This window comes from Candidatus Accumulibacter sp. ACC007, assembly GCF_907163205.1.
GTDB lineage: Bacteria > Pseudomonadota > Gammaproteobacteria > Burkholderiales > Rhodocyclaceae > Accumulibacter > Accumulibacter regalis.
This window is the reverse complement of sequence record NZ_CAJQUD010000006.1, coordinates 246,257-264,166: the sequence shown is the minus strand read 5'-3', so window position 1 is coordinate 264,166 and position 17,910 is coordinate 246,257. Positions and strand designations below refer to the sequence as shown.

General features: G+C 61.7%; 19 protein-coding genes. 4 read left to right on the top strand and 15 right to left on the bottom strand.

Features of this window, described 5'->3' with window-relative positions; genetic code table 11:
* Position 1 precedes the first annotated feature (1 nt).
* From QZ634_RS15040 to mnmG, 8 genes are all read right to left on the bottom strand, one after another.
* Complete coding sequence (locus QZ634_RS15040) at positions 2–472, bottom strand: F0F1 ATP synthase subunit B (RefSeq protein WP_291989720.1); 471 nt, start codon at positions 470–472, stop codon at positions 2–4.
* Positions 473–512: 40 nt separating this feature from the next.
* Positions 513–770, bottom strand: coding sequence for a F0F1 ATP synthase subunit C (gene atpE / locus QZ634_RS15035; RefSeq protein WP_169065069.1), 258 nt, complete (start codon positions 768–770; stop codon positions 513–515).
* 99 nt (positions 771–869) lie between these two features.
* Positions 870–1,640, bottom strand: coding sequence for a F0F1 ATP synthase subunit A (gene atpB / locus QZ634_RS15030; RefSeq protein WP_291989718.1), 771 nt, complete (start codon positions 1,638–1,640; stop codon positions 870–872).
* A gap of 17 nt (positions 1,641–1,657) precedes the next feature.
* Entirely contained in the window at positions 1,658–2,020 is a 363-nt protein-coding gene (locus QZ634_RS15025; RefSeq protein ID WP_291989716.1) for an ATP synthase subunit I, read from the bottom strand.
* 145 nt (positions 2,021–2,165) lie between these two features.
* Positions 2,166–3,005 (bottom strand): ParB/RepB/Spo0J family partition protein, encoded by an 840-nt coding sequence (locus tag QZ634_RS15020; RefSeq protein WP_291989714.1) that lies wholly within the window; start codon positions 3,003–3,005, stop codon positions 2,166–2,168.
* Complete coding sequence (locus QZ634_RS15015; protein WP_291989712.1) at positions 3,002–3,811, bottom strand: ParA family protein; 810 nt, start codon at positions 3,809–3,811, stop codon at positions 3,002–3,004. The genes QZ634_RS15020 and QZ634_RS15015 overlap by 4 nt, the downstream gene beginning before the upstream one ends.
* A 12-nt stretch (positions 3,812–3,823) precedes the next feature.
* On the bottom strand, positions 3,824–4,459 hold the full coding sequence (gene rsmG, locus QZ634_RS15010; protein WP_291989709.1) for a 16S rRNA (guanine(527)-N(7))-methyltransferase RsmG: 636 nt from the start codon (positions 4,457–4,459) through the stop codon (positions 3,824–3,826).
* A complete protein-coding gene (gene mnmG, locus QZ634_RS15005) occupies positions 4,459–6,378 on the bottom strand; it encodes a tRNA uridine-5-carboxymethylaminomethyl(34) synthesis enzyme MnmG (protein WP_291989707.1) in 1,920 nt (639 codons plus the stop codon). Before mnmG ends, rsmG begins: the two co-directional genes overlap by 1 nt.
* 238 nt (positions 6,379–6,616) lie before the next feature.
* Here mnmG and ahpC point away from each other — a divergent pair, with 238 nt between their 5' ends.
* The 3 genes from ahpC to QZ634_RS14990 all read left to right on the top strand — a co-directional run bounded on the left by ahpC (position 6,617) and on the right by QZ634_RS14990 (position 10,733).
* On the top strand, positions 6,617–7,180 hold the full coding sequence (gene ahpC, locus QZ634_RS15000; protein WP_291989705.1) for an alkyl hydroperoxide reductase subunit C: 564 nt from the start codon (positions 6,617–6,619) through the stop codon (positions 7,178–7,180).
* A gap of 138 nt (positions 7,181–7,318) precedes the next feature.
* Positions 7,319–8,878: an alkyl hydroperoxide reductase subunit F gene (gene ahpF, locus QZ634_RS14995; RefSeq protein WP_291989703.1), complete on the top strand. Its 1,560-nt coding sequence runs from the start codon at positions 7,319–7,321 to the stop codon at positions 8,876–8,878.
* Between the two features lie 133 nt (positions 8,879–9,011).
* On the top strand, positions 9,012–10,733 hold the full coding sequence (locus tag QZ634_RS14990) for a response regulator (protein ID WP_291989701.1): 1,722 nt from the start codon (positions 9,012–9,014) through the stop codon (positions 10,731–10,733).
* An 18-nt stretch (positions 10,734–10,751) separates the two neighbouring features.
* Here the strand turns inward: QZ634_RS14990 and QZ634_RS14985 are convergent, their stop codons facing one another.
* From QZ634_RS14985 to rpmH, 7 genes are read right to left on the bottom strand one after another with little or no spacing between them, the layout of a single operon-like run.
* Entirely contained in the window at positions 10,752–11,531 is a 780-nt protein-coding gene (locus tag QZ634_RS14985; RefSeq protein WP_291989699.1) for a TSUP family transporter, read from the bottom strand.
* A complete protein-coding gene (locus QZ634_RS14980; protein WP_291989697.1) occupies positions 11,532–12,293 on the bottom strand; it encodes a methyltransferase domain-containing protein in 762 nt (253 codons plus the stop codon). It abuts the gene before it with no gap.
* Positions 12,294–12,352: 59 nt separating this feature from the next.
* A complete protein-coding gene (mnmE, locus tag QZ634_RS14975) occupies positions 12,353–13,729 on the bottom strand; it encodes a tRNA uridine-5-carboxymethylaminomethyl(34) synthesis GTPase MnmE (RefSeq protein ID WP_291989695.1) in 1,377 nt (458 codons plus the stop codon).
* Positions 13,695–15,395 (bottom strand): membrane protein insertase YidC, encoded by a 1,701-nt coding sequence (gene yidC / locus QZ634_RS14970; RefSeq protein WP_291989692.1) that lies wholly within the window; start codon positions 15,393–15,395, stop codon positions 13,695–13,697. The genes mnmE and yidC overlap by 35 nt, the downstream gene beginning before the upstream one ends.
* 26 nt (positions 15,396–15,421) lie before the next feature.
* Positions 15,422–15,631: a membrane protein insertion efficiency factor YidD gene (gene yidD, locus QZ634_RS14965; protein ID WP_291989690.1), complete on the bottom strand. Its 210-nt coding sequence runs from the start codon at positions 15,629–15,631 to the stop codon at positions 15,422–15,424.
* 7 nt (positions 15,632–15,638) lie between these two features.
* Entirely contained in the window at positions 15,639–16,034 is a 396-nt protein-coding gene (rnpA, locus tag QZ634_RS14960) for a ribonuclease P protein component (RefSeq protein WP_291989688.1), read from the bottom strand.
* A complete protein-coding gene (gene rpmH / locus QZ634_RS14955; protein WP_081444259.1) occupies positions 16,031–16,165 on the bottom strand; it encodes a 50S ribosomal protein L34 in 135 nt (44 codons plus the stop codon). Before rpmH ends, rnpA begins: the two co-directional genes overlap by 4 nt.
* A gap of 326 nt (positions 16,166–16,491) precedes the next feature.
* Between rpmH and dnaA the strand changes: the two genes are divergently transcribed.
* Positions 16,492–17,895 (top strand): chromosomal replication initiator protein DnaA, encoded by a 1,404-nt coding sequence (gene dnaA, locus QZ634_RS14950; protein ID WP_291989686.1) that lies wholly within the window; start codon positions 16,492–16,494, stop codon positions 17,893–17,895.
* The last annotated feature ends 15 nt before the right edge of the window (positions 17,896–17,910 follow it).

Here is a 17,910-nt window from a genome sequence, read left to right as displayed (position 1 = left end):
CTCAGAGTTCCTGCTTGAGGGCGGTCAGGATTTCTGCATGCCCCTTGGCATCGACCTCGCGCTTCAGAATGCGCTCGGCACCGGCGACCGCGAGTTCGGCGACGCGACTGCGCAACTCCGCTCTGGCGTGTTCGGTTGCCTGGGCAATCTCGGCCTGCGCTGCGACGACGACCTTGTCGGCTTCGACTTTCGCCGCCAGCTTGGCCTCTTCGATCACCTGCAGGGCGCGCTTTTCGGCGGCGACGATGATCTCGGCCGACTTCACCTTGGCTTCGCGCAGAGAATCGGCGGAACGCTTCCCGGCGAGTTCAAGCTCATGCTTCCCGCGCTCGCCGGCGGCAAGTCCATCGGCGATCAGCGCCTGGCGATCGGCAATGGCCTTCTGTATGGGTGGCCAGACGTACTTCATGGTGATCCAGATGAAGACCCCGAACCAGACCGCTTGGCCGAACAAAGTTGCGTTGATATTCACGCTAACCTCCTTTTAAGGGTGAGTCAGAAAGGAGAAGCGATCAGCCCTTGACGACGGCGATGAAGGGGTTCGCAAAGAGCATGAACAGGGCGATACCCACACCGATCATGGTCACCGCGTCGAGGAGGCCGGCAACGATGAACATCTTGACCTGGAGGGTAGGAATCATTTCCGGCTGACGAGCAGCACCTTCGAGGAAGCGACCACCAAGAATACCAAACCCGATAGCGGTACCAAGGGCGCCCGCCCCGATCAGGATGGCGACGGCGATGGCGGTGTTACCAAGCAACATTGACAGAGCGGCTTCCATTGGTGGTTCTCCTAACAAAAAATGCTAAATGGGTTAAACAGGAACAACGTGAATTAAGCGGATGAACAGGGGACCCGGCAATCCCGACTAACCGTGCGACTCGCTGGCCATCGAGAGATAGACGATGGTCAACATCATGAACACGAAAGCCTGCAGGGTGATGATCAGGATATGGAACAGAGCCCAGGGCAGAGCCAGCGGCAGCTGCCAGACACCCAGCAGGGCGATCAGGATGAACACCATCTCGCCGGCGTACATGTTGCCGAAAAGACGCAGCGAGAGAGAGATCGGCTTGGCGATGTCTTCAATAATCCGGAAGAGCAGGTTGATCGGGGCCAGCTTGGCGCCGAACGGAACACAAAACACTTCGTGCAGAAAGCCCGACGCACCTTTTACCTTGATCCCCATGACGATCATGATCGTGAACACCGTCAGGGACATGGCGAAGGTCAGGTTGGGATCGGTGGTCGGCACGGCCTTGAAATAATTGACGCCGAACACGCCGAGAATCAGCGGCAGGAAATCGACCGGGATCAGGTCCATGGCATTCATCAGGAACACCCAGACGAAGATGGTGACCGCCAGCGGGGTCACCAGCGGGCTTCTGCCGTGGTAGGTATCCTTGACCTGCTGATCGACAAAGGACAGCAGAAGCTCGATGAAACTCTGCAACGGGCCAGGAACACCGGAAGTCGCCATCCTGGCGACCTTGGCCATGCCCAGAAAGGCGACCAGCCCGATAATTCCCGAGACGAACAAGGTATCCAGGTGAAGGGTCCAGAACCCTTCGCCAACCGTGTTGTTGGTCAGGTGATGGACGATGTATCCACTGGTCGTTAACGCTTCGCCTGAAGCCATTTTTTTCCCCTGTTTGACTAGTGCTGTCTGAGCAGCGCCATCCAATAAACGACAATTGTTGCGGCATACGCAAGGAAGAGCGGCAAGGCTGCGAGCTGTGCGTAGCCCTTGAACACCAGGGCAAACAGCAAAAGCGTGACAGCAAACTTGTACCCTTCGGCGGCAAGCTGAGAACTGAACGCCGTTTTCGCATCGGCAACTGCCGTTCCCGTTGGCCGCAGGCCCCGCCACACATAGGCCAGGGCGCTGGCGATGGCGATACCCCCGCCGAGCGCAGCAGAAACAGCCGCATCGACCCCCAGTGCAAGGCCCGCTATCAACGCAGCCACCAGGGTGACGACCGCCTGGCAGCGGAAAAACCAGCGAACCTGCGAATGCACGACCAGCCCCTCCAAAACACGGGCAGGATACCAGACTCCTATAGAGGAATCAAACCGCATGTGCAAGAAAGTTCCCTTTCCTTTGCAAAATCTGCCTTGCAGGCGGTATCCGCGCGCTGCAAAAACGCGTTAATGCTGCGCCGCGTCAATGACGCAGGCGCTGCAGGATTCCTTCGAGCTGATCAAGGTCGCCGAACTCGATCAGCACCTTGCCGGCGCCGCGCTGGTTGGCGCGGATGGCCACTTGCGCCCCAAGCAGATCGGCCAATTCTTCCTGCAAACGCAGCACATCGCGATCCGGCTTTCGCGACGGCGGCTCTTTCGGTGGGCGCAGCGCGTACTGGACCAGGCGCTCGGTTTCGCGCACCGACAAGCCCTTCTGCACCACGCGCTGCGCCAGTTGAACCTGCAGGTCACCGGCCAGGGGGAGAAGTGCGCGTGCATGGCCCATATCCACCTCGCCGCGCATCAGGAGTTCCTGGACCGGTGGCGCCAGCTGCAGCAGGCGCAGCAAGTTCGACGCCGCCGGCCGCGAACGACCGACCGCGTCGGCTGCCTGCTGGTGGGTCATGGCGAACTCGTCGATCAGGCGCTGCAGGCCCAGCGCTTCCTCGAGCGGGTTGAGGTTCTCGCGCTGGATGTTCTCGATCAGGGCCATGGCCAGCGCCGCCTCGTCGGGAATCTCCCGGATCAAGGTCGAAACCTCGCTCAAGCCGGCCATCTTCGCCGCCCGCCAGCGTCGCTCGCCAGCGATGATCTCGTAGCGCTCTTCGCTGACCGGGCGAACCAGAATCGGTTGCATCAGGCCCTGCATCCTGATCGACGCGGCCAGTTCTTCGAGCGACGCGCTGTCCATGTGCGTGCGCGGCTGGTACTTGCCGGGCTGGATGTCGGCCAGCGGCACGCTGCGCAGCTGCTCCTTGTTCTGCGCATCGTTGCCGGCCAGCAAGGCGTCGAGACCGCGGCCCAAGCCCTTGAGTTTCATGACTCGACTCCCAGTCCGGCGGTCGTCGCGCCCGCGCGCTTCTTGTCGGCGCGGCGGTCGAGAATTTCCTGCGCCAGGAGAAGATAGGCTTGCGCCCCCTTGGAACTGCGGTCGAAGGCAATCACCGGCTTGCCGTAGGACGGCGCTTCGGCGAGACGAACATTGCGCGGGATGATCGTGCGATAGACTTTCTCGCCGAAGTGTCCTTCGAGTTCGCACGAAACCTGTTGCGTCAAGGTCGATCGCGGGTCGAACATGGTGCGCAGCAACCCCTCGATCTCGAGCCTCGGGTTGAGGTTGGCGCGGATCTTCTTCAGCGTTGCAACGAGGTCGGTCAGGCCTTCCAGCGCATAGTATTCGCACTGCATCGGAATCATCACCGTATCCGCGGCCACCAGACCGTTGACGGTCAGCATGTTCAATGCCGGTGGGCAATCCATGAGGATGAAGTCGTAGTCCTCGCGGACGCTGCCAAGAGCGTCACGCAGACGATATTCGCGCTGCCCGAGGTCGATGAGGTCGACCTCGGCACCCGCCAGTTCACGGTTCGCCGGCAGCACGTCGAAGCCGAAATCACTGGTCAGGCGAGTCTGCGCAGCCGTCGACCGACCGATCAGCACCTGATAGACGGTCGGCATGGCGCCACGCTTGACAACACCGCAACCGGTGGTCGCGTTGCCCTGCGGGTCAAGGTCGATGAGCAACACGCGCTGGCCGCATTCTGCCAGGCAGGCAGAGAGGTTGACGGCGGTCGTCGTCTTGCCGACGCCGCCCTTCTGGTTGGTTACCGCGAGTATTCTTGCCAAATCAACTCCCCCTCAATGCCCGACGGCACGGCTGCTGATCAGCACCAGATGCCGCTCGCCGGCAACCCCCGGCACTGCCAGCCGATGCAGCGCGTCGACCGCGACGTCTGCTGGCAAACGCGCAATCTCGGCCTGCGGGCAGATGCCCTTCATGGCCAGCCAGTGGCCGTCCACTTGCAACAGGTGACGCGACAGCCTGACCAGTTCGGCCAGATCGGCGAAAGCGCGCGCGGTTATCGCCGCGAAAGAAAACGCTGGCCTATACTCCTCGACCCGCCCGCAGTGTACGGCAATATTCGCCAGTTCCAGCTCAATTGCCGCCTGCCGCAGGAAGGCGCTCTTCTTCGAATTGCTATCGAGCAGGAAGACGCGCAGCTCGGGGCGGGCGATGGCCAGCGGGATCCCGGGCATGCCACCGCCGCTACCAACATCGAGCAGGCTCTCGGCGCTCAGGAAGGGCAGCACAGCCAGTGAATCGAGCAGGTGATGGCTGACCGTCTGGGCCGCATTCGGTACCGCGGTCAGGCGGTAGGTCCGGTTCCATTTCTCGAGCAGGGTTGCGTAGGCGAGCAACTTTTCCTGCGCGCGCGCGCTGAGCTCGATGCCCAGATCCTGCAAGCCCCGTTCGAGTTGCTCCGCCGCAGCCATCAAGCGCTGCCAGCGGCGCGCAGGCGCTGAGCGTCCGACTCGCCGCGCTTCAGGCAAACCGTCAGGATCGAGATCGCCGCCGGCGTCATGCCCTGGATTCGCGACGCCTGGCCGAGCGTCTGCGGGCGCTGCAGGGAGAGCTTTTGCTGCACCTCTCGTGACAGGCCGCCGATAGTACCGAAATCGAAGTCGGGCGGAAAACAGCGTTCCTCGTTGGCCAGGCTCCTGGCCACTTCTTCCTGCTGGCGTTCGATGTAACCCTGATACTTGGCCTGGATTTCTACCTGCTCGATGACCTGCGCATCCGTCAAGCCAGCGTCAGCCGACGTCTCGCCAAAGCGCAGGCTCATCAATGCCGGGTAACTCACATCCGGACGGCGGAGCAGATCGTGCAGGCTGTACTCGTGCTCCAGTTCCTTGCCGAAGACGCGCTGCGCCTCGCCGTCGGCAAGCTTTCCCGGCTGTACCCAGGTCGATTTCAGGCGCTCCTGCTCACCGCCAATCGCTGCGCGCTTGGCGCAGAAAGCGGCCCAGCGTCGATCGCCAACCAGACCGAGGCGGCGACCATGCTCGGTCAGGCGCATATCGGCGTTGTCCTCGCGCAGCGAAAGGCGATACTCGGCGCGGCTGGTGAACATGCGGTAGGGTTCCGCGACGCCGCGGGTGATCAGATCGTCGACCAGCACGCCGAGATAGGCTTCGTCGCGCCGCGGGGTCCAGGACTCTTTCTGCTGCGCCAGCAGGGCGGCGTTGACACCGGCCAACAAGCCTTGCGCGGCAGCTTCCTCGTAGCCCGTCGTGCCGTTGATCTGACCGGCGAAGAACAGTCCGCCGATGGCCTTTGTTTCCAGCGACGCTTTGAGCGCGCGTGGGTCGAAGTAATCGTATTCGATGGCATAGCCCGGACGCAGGATGTGCGCGTTCTCCAGGCCGCGGATCGAGCGCACGATCGCCAGCTGGACGTCGAACGGCAGGCTGGTCGAGATCCCGTTGGGGTAAATCTCGTGCGTGTTCAGGCCTTCCGGTTCGAGGAAGATGTTGTGGCTGTCCTTGCCGGCAAAGCGATGAATCTTGTCTTCGATGGAAGGACAATAGCGCGGGCCGACGCCCTCGATGACCCCGGTGTACATCGGCGAGCGGTCGAGGTTGGCGCGGATGATGTCGTGCGTTCCGGCATTGGTACTGGTAATCCAGCACGGCAGCTGCTGCGGGTGCCGCGCCGCGTCGCCAAGAAACGAGAAGACGGGACGCGGCTGATCCGAATGTTGCTCGACCAGCCGCGAAAAATCGATGCTCCGCCCGTCGAGCCGCGGCGGCGTGCCGGTCTTCAGCCGCCCGACCGGCAATTGCAGCTCGCGCAGCCGTGCCGCCAGCGAAACCGCTGGCGGGTCACCCATGCGCCCGCCAACCATGTTTGACATGCCGACGTGGATCAGTCCGTTGAGAAAAGTGCCGGTGGTCAAGACCACCGATCGCGCCGAAAAACGCACGCCGAGCTGGGTCACCACCCCGGTAACCCGGTCACCTTCGACGATCAGATCGTCACAGGCTTGCGCGAAAATGGTCAGACTCGGCTGGTTTTCCAGGCGACGGCGGATCGCCTGCCGGTAGAGGACACGGTCGGCCTGCGCGCGCGTCGCACGCACCGCCGGACCCTTGCTGGAATTGAGCGTGCGGAACTGGATACCCGACTCGTCGGTCGCCTCGGCCATCGCTCCACCGAGAGCATCGACCTCTCTGACCAGATGCCCCTTGCCAATGCCGCCGATCGACGGATTGCAGCTCATCGCACCGAGGGTATCGAGGTTGTGCGTCAACAGCAGGGTCTTCATTCCCGTGCGCGCCGCGGCCAGCGCCGCCTCGGTGCCGGCATGGCCGCCACCGACGACAATCACCTCGAAACGGTCAGGAAAGAGCATGGGCAGTCCGGCCTTCCTCGCGCACTGAGCTGCGCAAAAGAGCGGAATTCTACGGCAGTTCGCTGAAAGATAACAGGTTTCAGCGAGCGAGCGCGCACTGCGCCGATCCTCTGAAGTTGATGCATATAGCGCTTGGCTATGACTCAAATTGCGAGAATCAATTGGAACAATGCTGTCGACTCCACTACCATCGCCTCGTCGATTCAGTTCATTCACCCAACCCGAAGGAGAACTCAAGATGTCCTTGATCAATACCGAAATCAAACCGTTCAAAACAACCGCTTTTCACAACGGCAAGTTTGGCCCCGTCTCCGACGCCGATCTGAAAGGCAAGTGGTCGGTTGTCTTCTTCTACCCGGCCGACTTCACTTTCGTCTGCCCCACCGAACTCGGTGACCTGGCCGACGAATACGCATCGTTCCAGAAACTCGGCGTCGAAATCTACGCGGTGTCCACCGATACTCACTTCACCCACAAGGCGTGGCACGACACTTCCGAGACGATCAAGAAGATCACCTACCCGATGCTCGGCGACCCGACCGGTGCGATCACCCGCAACTTCGAGGTGATGATCGAAGAGGAAGGCTTGGCACTACGAGGCACCTTCGTCATCAACCCCGAAGGGGTCATCAAGGTCTGCGAGATTCACGACCTGGGCATTGGTCGTGACGCCAAGGAGCTGCTGCGCAAGGTGCAGGCTGCCCAGTACGTCGCCAGCCATCCGGGTGAAGTCTGCCCGGCCAAATGGACGCCGGGCGACGCGACGCTCGCTCCGTCACTCGACCTGGTCGGCAAGATCTAGGGGCCATTGCACACTCGTGCGGCCCGGGGTTTCGGGCTGCACGGCGCCGGGTCCCAACGCAAAGGGGCCGCGAAGCAATGCTTGGCGGCCCCTTTGCGTTGGGACCCTTTCCATGCCACTCGACAAGGACGCATCGACATGCTCGACGCCAACATCAAGACTCAACTCGTCGCCTACCTGCAGAAACTGCAGCGACCGATCGAGATAGTCGCCTCGCCGGATAGCGGCGAAGCCGCCCGCGAAATGCTCGCCCTGCTGCAGGAGATTGCCGCGCTCAGCGACAAAGTAAACCTCAGGGAAGACGGCAGCGCTGCGCGCAAGCCGTCGTTTTCGGTCGGTCTGCCGGGTGAAACGGCGCGCATCAGTTTTGCCGGCATCCCCATGGGGCACGAATTTACCTCGTTGATTCTGGCCCTTCTACAGGTCGGCGGTCACCCGGCGAAGGTCGACGCCAGCGTGATCGAAGGAATTCGTGCCATTCCCGGCGAGTTTCATTTCGAGACCTTCATTTCGCTTTCCTGCCACAACTGCCCGGACGTCGTGCAGGCGCTGAACCTGATGGCCGTCAGCAACCCCGGCATCAGCCACCAGATGATCGACGGGGCGTTGTTCCAGGACGAAGTGAGTGCGCGCCAGATCATGGGCGTGCCGACGGTGTTTCTCAACGGTGAGCCCTTCGGCCAGGGCCGCCTGGCCCTGGAGGAGATCGTCGCCAGGATCGATTCCGGCGCCACCCGGCGCGAAGCCGAGAAGATCAGCGCCCGCCAGCCTTTCGATGTCCTCATCGTCGGCGGCGGCCCGGCGGGCGCAGCCGCCGCCATCTACGCGGCGCGCAAGGGAATACGCACCGGCGTGGTCAGCGAGCGTTTTGGCGGGCAGGTACTCGACACCCTGGCGATCGAGAACTTCATCTCGGTCAAGGCCACCGACGGTCCGAAGCTCGCTGCCGGACTCGAGGAGCACGTCAGGGAGTACGACGTCGACATCATGGATCTGCAGCGCGCCGAGGCGCTGCTGCCACAGGCCGCCGGCGGCCTGACCGAGATTCGCCTGGCCAGCGGCGCAACGCTGCGCAGCAAGACGGTGATCCTGGCCACCGGTGCGCGCTGGCGGGAGATGAACGTTCCCGGCGAAAAGGAGTACCGGGGCCATGGCGTCGCCTACTGCCCGCACTGCGACGGACCATTGTTCAAAGGCAAGCGGGTGGCGGTGATCGGTGGCGGCAACTCGGGCGTGGAAGCGGCAATCGACCTTGCCGGCATTGTCGGCCACGTGACGCTGCTCGAGTTCGAGGCGACCCTGCGTGCCGACGCGGTGCTCCAGAAGAAGCTGTTCAGTCTGGGCAACGTCGAGGTGATCACCGAGGCGCTGAGCACCCAAGTGAGCGGCGACGGCCAGAAGGTCGACGGCCTGTTGTACACCGATCGCGCCAGCGGCGAAAAGCGGCGCATCGACCTCGCCGGTATCTTCGTGCAGATCGGCCTGTTGCCGAACAGTGAGTGGCTCAAGGGGACGCTTGAGTTGTCGCCGCGCGGCGAGATCGAGATCGACGCCCGCTGCGCCACTTCACTGCCGGGCGTTTTCGCCGCCGGCGACGTGACCACCGTCCCCTACAAGCAGATCGTCGTCGCCATGGGCGAGGGCACAAAGGCTGCGCTTACCGCCTTCGATCACCTCATCCGCAGCGAGCCCTGCTGAACACAGTATGGGCAGCGAAGTCTGCGCCCGGCTCGCACCGCCAGCGGTCAGCGACGCTGCTGGGCGCTGGCCCCGCGCCGCGAGCTGATTCCCTGGCTTGCCCGCCAGGGCACGGTCAGGTAAGGTGCCAGCCATGAGGACACCCGAGACGACCGCCGATCTGCTCCACAAGATGAGCAAGGAGCTGGCGCTCAAGCGGGCCTTGCTCATCGATCGCTATCCCAACGCACGCAGCTCGCTGCGCATCATGCTTTCGGCACTGGGTGTCACCTCGGTGCATAACGCCGGCACCTCGGCCGAGGTTCTCCGGCAAGTGCGCATACATCATTTCGACATCATCCTCTCCGACTACCAGCTCGAGGACGGACGCGACGGCCAGCAGCTGCTCGAAGAACTGCGCCAGCAACGCCTGGTGGCGTTATCGACGGTATTCATGCTGATTACCAGCGAGCGCGCCTATCACAATGTCGTCTCGATCGCCGAACTGGCCCCGGATGACTACCTGATCAAACCCTTCACCGCCGACGAGCTGCACGGCAGGCTGGTACGTGCGCTGTACCGCAAGCAGTTCTTCGCGCCGCTCTACGAACATCTCGACAACGGCGCCTTCAGCGACGCGCTGAAGGCCTGCCAACGCCTGCTCGCGCAGGAGAGCGGCTTCCTTTTCGACCTGCTGCGCTTCAAGGGCGAGATTCTCAACGTGCTCGGACGTCCAGCCGAAGCCCAGGCGGTATTCGAACAGGTGCTGCAGCAGCGCGTGGTGCCCTGGGCACGCATGGGTCTGGCGACCGCGCTGCGCAGCCAGCAGCGTCTGGCCGAAGGCGAAATCGTCGCCCAGGCGCTGATCGACGATTTCCCGGAGTTCATGGCCGCCTACGATTTTCTCGCCGAAGTACGTGAAGAGATGGGCAAGCTGCGCGAGGCCCAGGAAGCCCTGCAATCTGCAGCGCTGATCTCGCCCAACAACTCGGCCCGGCAACGGATGGTCGGCGACGTGGCGGCGCGAAACCAGGACTTCAAGACCGCCGAACGCGCCTACGGAAAAGTGCTCGAGCGCAGGCGTGGATCTTCGCTGAACAACATCGACGACTATTCCAATCTCGCGCGCGCAATGCTCGATCTGGGACACGTCGAAGGTGCCAAGCGGATTGCCGGCGAACTCCGCCGCGACTGGCGCGGCAGCAAACAGGGCGAACTGGCAGCCCTGGTCGTCGATGGCTTATGCGCGAACAAGGAGGGCGATCCGACCAAAGCCAGGCTGGCCGTCGAGAAAGCTCTCGTCCTGCACGATGGCTTGAAGGCTGACGGCAAGGATGGCCTGGTTTCGAGCAAGCAGGCGCTCGATCTGGCACACGCGTGCCTGGCCACGGGCAACGAAGCCAGCGCCCAGGAAGTGGTCCGCAAGGTCGCCGCCGAGAACCACCAGGACCGCGCGATGATCGCCCAGATCGAAAGCATTTACGCCAAGACCGGAAACGAAGTAACGGGTCAGGCGCTACTCGCGCAGGTCGGCAAGGAAATTGTCGACCTCAACAACCGCGGCGTGCTTGCCGCGCGCAGTGGCGATCTCGATGGCTCGGTGAAACTGCTCATCGAAGCCGCCGAACGGGTACCCAACCTGCAGTTCCTGGTCAACGCCAGCAAAGCCATTTTCACACTTCTCGAACTCAGGGGATGGAATCCCGCGCTGGCCAAGCGTGGTCTCGGCTACCTGCAGATGGCTCAGGAAAGGGACCTGCGCAACCCCAAGGTGATTGCCGCACGCGAGATGTACCAACGCGTCTCGCGCAAGTACGGGATTGCTGTCATCCCCTTGTCGGCGACGCGCAAGCAGGGCGACAAACCGCACGCCTGAGCCGCCGAGCAGACAGACTCAAGCGAAGGTATCGTACGCAAACTTGATGATGAAAACGCTGACGACGCACAAGAACACCTTCCTGACGAAGCCGCTGCCGTGCCGCAGTGCAAGATGGGTACCGATCAGGGATCCAAGTACATTGCAGCTGGCCATGAGCACGGCAACGCCGAGCAGGATGTGACCGTTGGGCAGGAAGTAACCCATCGCCGCCAGGTTGGTGGCCACGTTCACGACTTTCGACGCTGCCGAGGCGTGCAGGAAATCGAAGCCGAAGAAACGGATGAAGAGAAAGATCAGGAAACTGCCGGTACCGGGCCCGAAGAAGCCGTCGTAGAAGCCGATTGCACCGCCAACGATCAGCGCATAGACGAACTCGCGGCGACCCGTGTGCTGTGGCCGATGAACGGCACCGAATTCACTGCGCGCGAAGGTGTAGATGGCCGCGCCGATAAGCAGCAGGAGGATCAGCGGGCGCAACAGCTCTGGCGGCATCCAGGCAACTGCCGCCGCTCCGAAATAGGAGAAGACGAATGCCGCGATTGCCGCCGGCAATGTCGTTCGCCAAGGCATGTTCACCCGACGCGAATAGCGCCAGGCGGCGTTGCTGGTTCCGAAAATGCTGGAGAACTTGTTGGTGCCGAAGAGGGTCGCTGGCACTTCGTTCGGCAGCGTCGTAAACAGCGCCGGGATCTGAATCAGACCGCCGCCGCCGACGACCGCGTCGATGAAACCGGCGAACAAGGCGGCCATCCCCAGGGCGAAGAAAACGGACACTTCGGCGGGCGTGAACTCCATTCAGAGCTGGGCCACGACGAAGACTCGCTTGAACGGGAACAAGGTGTGGCCGGCACTGGTGCGCGGATAGACGATTGCCAGCGGTGCGCGATAAGCGGCCAGAAACTGCTCTCTGGCGACCTCGTCAAGGCGAGAAAGATAGGGAACCAGCGTCGTTCCTTTCATCCATTCGATGATCGCGTCGTCACCGCCGAGTGCCTGCCAGTAGGTAGTCTCCCAGATGTCCAGATGGCGACAGTGTGGCGACAGCAGACGGTGGTACTCGGCCGGCGTGAGAACCTTGCCCATCTCGATGCCGCCGAGCGTCTGTTGCCAGCGATAGTCATCGGTCAGCTTGCGCAGGATCTGATGCGACGGAGACGTGAAGTTCGACGGCATCTGCACGGCCAGCACGCCACCGTCGGCGAGTTGCGCGATCAGCGCGGGCAACAGCTGCGGGTGATCGTCGAGCCAGTGCAGGGCGGCGTTCGAGAAGATCAGATCGGGAGCCACTGATGGTCGCCAGTCGGCAATGTCGGCCTTCTGCCAATCGATCGCTGAAGCCGTCGATGAGGCTTTCCTGAGCATTGCCGCATCACTGTCAATGCCGATGATCCTGGCCTGCGGCCAATGTTCGGCGAGCAGTCGAGTGATGTTGCCGGCGCCACAGCCAAGGTCAACCACGTTCCTGGGGCAGCTGCCGCCAAGACGGGCGATCAGATCGAGCGCCGGTCGCCGCCGGGCTTCGACGAACTTGAGGTATTGCTCGGGGTCCCAGCTCATTCCCTATAATCCTTTGTTTTGACGCGCCCTGGACAGCGGGCAGAAAGTCAGCAGCGGCCTTACTTGCCGATGCAGAAGCGTCCGAAAATCTCGCCGAGAAGGTCGTCGGCAGTGAACTCGCCGGTGATCGTCGCCAGCGCCAGTTGCGCCAGACGCAGCTCTTCCGCGAACAGCTCCAGCCGTGGCAGTTGTGCCTGCGCCTGCTCGATGCGCTCTCGGGTCTGCTGCAGGGCACGCAAATGGCGTTCGCGGGCGATGAACACGTCTTCGGCCGGATGCCAGCCAGCAATGCGCAACAGGGCCTGGCGCAGGAGGTCTACGCCGTCGCCCGATCTGGCCGAGAGGGCGATGGTCACGCCGTCGGCGTCATCGGTGCTGGTCGCGGTGCGGCCGGCGAGATCGATCTTGTTATGCACCGTCACGCGGGCAAGATGGCGGGGCAATTGCGCGACAATGGCACGGTCTGCTTCGCCAACGCCGGTGCACGCATCGACCAGCAGAACGACCACGTCTGCCCGCTCGATCTCGCGCCAGCTACGTTCGATGCCGATCTGCTCGATCGGATCGGCGGTTTCGCGCAGGCCGGCGGTGTCAATTACGTGCAGTGGAATGCCCTCCAGCTGCAGGGTGCTGCGCACGACGTCGCGAGTGGTTCCCGGCAACGGCGTAACGATCGCCAAGTCGTCGCCGGCAAGACGATTGAGCAAGCTGGACTTGCCGACATTTGGCTGGCCGGCGAGGACGACGTGCAGACCACCGTGCAGCAAGCGGCCCTGCTGAGCGCGGTCAAAGACCTGTGTCAGGCGTTGTTGCAGGCGACCGAGACGGCCGACAACGTCGGCGGCTTCGAGAAAATCGACTTCCTCTTCCGGGAAATCCAGGGTCGCCTCGACCAGCGCGCGCAGCTCTATCAGCTGTTCGAGCAAGCCATTCACTGCGCGGGAAAACTCGCCCTGCAGCGAGCGCACGGCGCTACGCGCTGCGGCTGCGGTTGCCGCGTCGATCAGGTCGATGACCGCCTCCGCCTGCGCCAGATCGAGCTTGCCGTTGAGGTAGGCGCGGCGGGTGAATTCGCCAGGCTCGGCCAGGGTCGCACCAAGCTCCAGACAACGCGCCAGGAGCATTTTCATGACCACCGGTCCACCGTGGCCGTGCAGCTCGACGACGTCTTCGCCGGTAAACGACTGCGGCGCGGGAAAGTGGAGCAGTAGACCGCTGTCGATGACGCTACCGTCAGCGGCCTTGAACTCGGCGAGCGTCGCCAGGCGAGCAGCAGGTTGCCTGCCACTCAGCGCCGTCGCGAAGTCCAGAAGCTTCGTTCCCGAGACGCGGACTATGCCGATGCCACCACGACCGGGGGCGGTCGCGATGGCGGCTATGGTCGCTGCCGTTTTGCCCGACTCAGGCTTTTGGGTCGTTGGCGGCTTTCGCGCCACCTTCCATCATCCGTGTGATCTGCCATTGCTGGGCAATCGACAGGGTGTTGTTGACCACCCAGTAGAGCACCAGGCCAGCCGGGAAGAAGAAGAACATGGCGCCGAAGATGAACGGCATCATCATCATCACTTTTGCCTGGATCGGATCCGGCGGCGTCGGATTGAGCCTGGTCTGGATGAGCATGGTGACCACCATCACCACCGGCAGCACGTAGTAGGGGTCGCTCGCCGAGAGGTCGGTAATCCAAAGTATCCACGGTGCATCACGGATTTCGACCGCACCAAGCAGGGCCCAGTAGAGGGCGATGAAGACCGGGATCTGCACCGCGATCGGCAGGCAGCCGCCTAGCGGATTGATCTTTTCGCGCTTGTAGAGCTCCATCATTTCCTGGTTGAGCTTCTGGCGGTCGCCGGCGTGCCGCTCCTTGAGCTTGACCAGAAGTGGCGTCACGGTACGCATCTTGGCCATCGACTTGTAGCTGGCTGCCGACAGCGGAAAGAACAGCAACTTGATGGCGACGGTGAGCAGGACGATCGCCCATCCCCAGTTGCCGACCACATTGTGGATCGCCTGCAGACACCAGAAAATTGGCGCGGCGATGATCGTCAGCCAGCCGTAGTCGACGACCAATGGTAACCCTTGCGCGCCGATTCCTCCTTCGGCCTTGGGCAACGCCAGATGGTCGAGGGTGCTTTGCAGCTGCGGGCCGGCGTAGAGGGGAACAGAAAAATCGACCTTTGCGCCAGGTGCTGCGACCGGCACGGGGACGATCACGCCAGCGCTAATCGCCGGACTCGAGGTGTTCTCGAGCTTGCGCATGTAGTACTCGCGCGGCAGTTTGTCAGCCGGGATCCAGGCAGCGACGAAATAGTGCTGGATCATCGCGATCCAGCCGTTGTCTGCCTGGGTGACAAATTTGGCTTTTCCGGCTTCAACGTCGGAGAAACTTACCTTCTGAAACTTCTCCTGCTCGGTATAGACGGCGGGCCCGGTGAAGGTCATCACCATCCTGCTCTCGCCTTCGGGAGCAGCAACGTCACGCTGCAGCTGATAGTAGGCGTGCGCAGCGACCTGCTTCTCCCCACCATTGTCGATCTCGAATCTGACGTCGATCAGATAACTGCCGCGGGTGAAGGTATAGATCTTGGTAGTTTTGACACCATTGCTCGCCGGCGCTTCGAGGCGCAGCTGCAGCGTCTTGGCATCGACACCGAGCTCTCGGTCAGTGGATACAACTGAAAAGACGGTCTTGTGGTTCGGCAGATCTTCGCCGATCAGTCCGCTTTGCGCGGCATACTGGTGACGTCGTTCGAAGAGAGCAAAATCCTTGCTCTTGGCCTCGGTGTCCTTGTAGTCGAAGAGAACGAGGCGAACAACATCACCGCCCTGCGCCGAAATATCGGCGACGAAAAGGTCAGTCTTGATGGTCACGATCTCGCTGGTTTTCGCCACCGGCGCAGCGGCTTCGCCGGGTACCGTCGGCACCGGCGAATGCAGGCTTGCCGACGGCTGTGGCGCCGCGGCATCGCTCGACCCGGGGGCCACCGCCCCGGCTGTCGCCATCGGCGCGACTGGTGGCGGCTGATTGTATTTCTGCCAGGCATCCCAGAGCATGACCAGCGAGAAGGAGAAAACCAGCAACAGGAGCAGGCGTCGGTTATCCATGAAAGCCTATACGATTCAATTGATATTCAGGGAACGGGGTCAAAACCACCCGGATTCCACGGATGACAGCGGAACACCCGCTGCAGGGCAAGGCGTCCTCCCTTGCCAGCGCCATACTTTTCAACGGCTTCCGCCGCGTACTCCGAACAGCTGGGGAAGAAACGGCAACGACGCCCGAGAAGGGGACTTATCGCGTAACGGTAAAAGCCTATCAGCGCGAGCAAGAACGGTTTCATCAGTCCATCATTGTGGTGAGGTCATCTTGCTCAGCAGACGCTGGATCTCCAGCGCCAAAGCTTGCCGGTCAATTGCTTTCGGCTTGACCGCCAGACGCAACACGAAATCATTGCAGCGAAGGCGGGCGCGCAGCAGGCGGAAATTCTCTCGTGCCAGTCGCTTGACCAGATTTCGATCGACCGACCGGCGCAGAAAGCGCTTGGCAACAACCAGGCCGAGCCGAGCATCGGGAATGTCCTCCGCGTCGCGAGGGCGGTAATGTAGCAGGAAATGCCGGCTTTTCAGCGCCTTCCTGAAACCAAAAACGGATGAGTACTCATCCGTTTTCAATAGGCGGTAGCGCTTTGGGAAAGAGGCAGCGGCGAACGAAAGATCGCTGACGGGATCAGCCCTGCCGCTCAAACGGCCAAGCGGTGACGACCTTTGGCTCGACGAGCACGAATGACGGCACGACCGCCACGAGTAGACATGCGGACGAGGAAGCCGTGGGTGCGCTTGCGACGAACCACCGACGGTTGATAAGTGCGTTTCATGGTTAAACCCTTGAAGTCATTGCGAAGTGAACGCGTAATTAGACAGCTTTAGAGCAAAGCTTGTCAAGACCATATTTTGACTTAAGCTGTGGATAACTTTCGTTCAACGGGTTAGAATTGACCTTTTAGCGCTCCAGACAAGACAACAAATGCGAAGCGCCGAGGGTCAGCGGCAGGTCTTCGCTATCAGCATCGTGCAGGTAACCTGCGCCACACGGCGATAGCGGTCCATCTCAATGATTTTCAAGCTGTCTTGTCATGGCGAACGGCTGCCGTTGCGCTCTTGCTTCGGCGCACTATTTCGGGATTTAACTCCATGATCATTGATGGCTAGCTTCTGGTCCGCATGTCTCAGCCAGTTCGAGCAGGAACTCCCGCCTCAGCAGTTCAGCACCTGGATCCGGCCCCTCGTTCTGCAAGGAGAGGAGGACTGCGCGCGCGGATTGCGGCTTCTGGCGCCGAACGGCTTCATTCTGAAATGGGTCAAGGAACGCTACCTGGCACGGATCGAAGAGTTGGCGAGCGAGCACTTTTCGATGCCGGTCAACGTCGTCTTGAGCCTTGGCGAACGCGTCACACCGCCAATTCCGCCAGCACCGGGAACAAATAACCGTGCGCAGCGAAATGATGGCCGCCCGATTGCTGCACTGGCAGCTGCTGCCGTCAGTGCCAACTCACTCGCCGAAAGAGACCGTAGCGCATACGAGAAGACCCGCTTGATCAAGACCTTTACCTTTGACAACCTGATCGTCGGCAAAGCCAACGATCTGGCGCGCGCCGCTTCGCGGCAGGTCTCTATCAACCCCGGGGAGACCACTTACAACCCGCTTTTCATTTATGGCGGTGCCGGCCTGGGCAAGACGCACCTGATCCACGCCATCGGCAATCACATACTCGAAAACTATCCCGACCGGGTCGTCCGTTACGTCCATGCCGAAGACTACTACTCCGACGTCGTACGCGCTTACCAGCAGAAGTCCTTCGACGTCTTCAAGCGCTACTACCGCTCGCTCGACGTTCTGCTGCTCGACGACGTGCAGTTTTTCAACGGCAAGAACCGCACCCAGGAAGAATTTTTCTACGTTTATAACGCGCTGAGCGAAACGCGCAAGCAGATCGTGATCAGCTGTGACACCTATCCGAAGAACATCTCCGGTCTTGAAGACCGTCTGATCACACGTTTCGATTGGGGACTGACCGTACAGATCGAACCTCCGGAGACGGAAATGCGGGTAGCAATTCTCAAGAAGAAGGCCGAAGGCGATGGCGTCGCTCTTGACGACGAAGTGGCGTTCTACATCGCCAAACATCTGCGCTCCAACGTTCGCGAACTCGAAGGTGCGCTCAAGAAAGTGCTCGCCTACTCGGCGTTCCACGGCCGCCTGATCTCGCTGGATCTGGCCAAGGAAGCGCTCAAGGACGTGATTGGCGCCGTCAACCGTCAGATCACCGTCGACAACATCCAGAAGACGGTGGCCGACTACTACAAGATCAAGGTGGCCGACCTGTTCTCGAAGAAGCGCACGCGAGTGATCGTGCGGCCACGGCAAATCGCCATGTGGCTGACCAAGAATCTGACCACGCTGAGCTACCCCGCCATAGGCGGCGCCTTCGGTGGCCGCGACCATACCACCGTGCTGCACGCGGTACGCACCATCGATGACCTGCGTACCAAGGAGAACGAACTCAACCACGACGTGCACGTGCTTCAGCAGGTCCTCAAGAGCTAGCGTGGCGCGTGTAGA

Coding starts and splice junctions, on each gene's coding strand:
- atpB (WP_291989718.1), bottom strand. CDS start 1,640: ATGGCTTCAGGCGAAGCGTTAACGACCAGTGGATACATCGTCCATCAC.
- QZ634_RS15020 (WP_291989714.1), bottom strand. CDS start 3,005: ATGAAACTCAAGGGCTTGGGCCGCGGTCTCGACGCCTTGCTGGCCGGC.
- rsmG (WP_291989709.1), bottom strand. CDS start 4,459: ATGGCTGCGGCGGAGCAACTCGAACGGGGCTTGCAGGATCTGGGCATC.
- mnmG (WP_291989707.1), bottom strand. CDS start 6,378: ATGCTCTTTCCTGACCGTTTCGAGGTGATTGTCGTCGGTGGCGGCCAT.
- ahpC (WP_291989705.1), top strand. CDS start 6,617: ATGTCCTTGATCAATACCGAAATCAAACCGTTCAAAACAACCGCTTTT.
- ahpF (WP_291989703.1), top strand. CDS start 7,319: ATGCTCGACGCCAACATCAAGACTCAACTCGTCGCCTACCTGCAGAAA.
- QZ634_RS14990 (WP_291989701.1), top strand. CDS start 9,012: ATGAGGACACCCGAGACGACCGCCGATCTGCTCCACAAGATGAGCAAG.
- QZ634_RS14985 (WP_291989699.1), bottom strand. CDS start 11,531: ATGGAGTTCACGCCCGCCGAAGTGTCCGTTTTCTTCGCCCTGGGGATG.
- QZ634_RS14980 (WP_291989697.1), bottom strand. CDS start 12,293: ATGAGCTGGGACCCCGAGCAATACCTCAAGTTCGTCGAAGCCCGGCGG.
- yidC (WP_291989692.1), bottom strand. CDS start 15,395: ATGGATAACCGACGCCTGCTCCTGTTGCTGGTTTTCTCCTTCTCGCTG.
- yidD (WP_291989690.1), bottom strand. CDS start 15,631: ATGAAACCGTTCTTGCTCGCGCTGATAGGCTTTTACCGTTACGCGATA.
- rpmH (WP_081444259.1), bottom strand. CDS start 16,165: ATGAAACGCACTTATCAACCGTCGGTGGTTCGTCGCAAGCGCACCCAC.
- dnaA (WP_291989686.1), top strand. CDS start 16,492: ATGGCTAGCTTCTGGTCCGCATGTCTCAGCCAGTTCGAGCAGGAACTC.